A 679-nucleotide genomic window follows, 5' to 3' on the forward strand; every position below is an offset into this window, starting at 1 on the left:
GCATACTTTTGATCCTTCGGCTGCAGATTCTCCCAGCAGACGGGGATTTCCTTAATCTCCCATTTCGATCCGCGAATGACCGTGCCGTACAGCTCCATTTCGGACACTCCCGAAGGAAGCGCAGGCTGAGCATTCGCGCCCCAAGAGATCGAGAGCGCGAGCAGCAGAACGAGTCTGGGCAACCAGAGGCGAACCATTGTCCTACTGCGTCGGGGTTGGGGTCGGCGGGAACACAGGCACCGGCGCCACGATGAATCCATTTGTCCGGGGTCCGCCGCCCGTACGGCGTCCGGCGCCTCCCGGGAATTCCTGCGACTTCTCTCCTCCCGGCGAGGGAGCTGTGTAAATTGGATTGTCCTTTGATCCAAGCGGCGGCGTCTTCGCCGCGTAGCCGGCGGACCCGGATTTGGCTCCGTTGGCAAGCACCGCATTCGGACCGTTGATGTAGATTCCGAGATTACTGAACTGCTGAGCGGAGGCAGACGCCTGAACTGCAGCAGGCGTCCAACGCGACGACGTGAGGGAGTACTTTGCCTCGACGCCGCCGGTAACCTGGATCGAAAACGTGTAAGTCATCTGCGCCGGCTCCGCGCTCTCCGAAGGCATCGCCGGCGTGAGATTGTTAGCGGCGATGAGAATAGCATTGTCCCGCAACCAGGCTGCCAGTGGCTTGGACGCA

1 protein-coding gene is annotated in these 679 nt (G+C 61.0%); it reads right to left on the minus strand.

The window, feature by feature from the left end:
* Positions 1–201: 201 nt before the first annotated feature.
* Positions 202–679 (minus strand): hypothetical protein (locus XI09_RS05295; RefSeq protein ID WP_271565925.1); only part of this gene is annotated, 478 nt, incomplete at its 5' end.

The sequence above is a fragment of the Bradyrhizobium sp. CCBAU 11386 genome, from assembly GCF_028128955.1.
Lineage (GTDB): Bacteria > Pseudomonadota > Alphaproteobacteria > Rhizobiales > Xanthobacteraceae > Bradyrhizobium.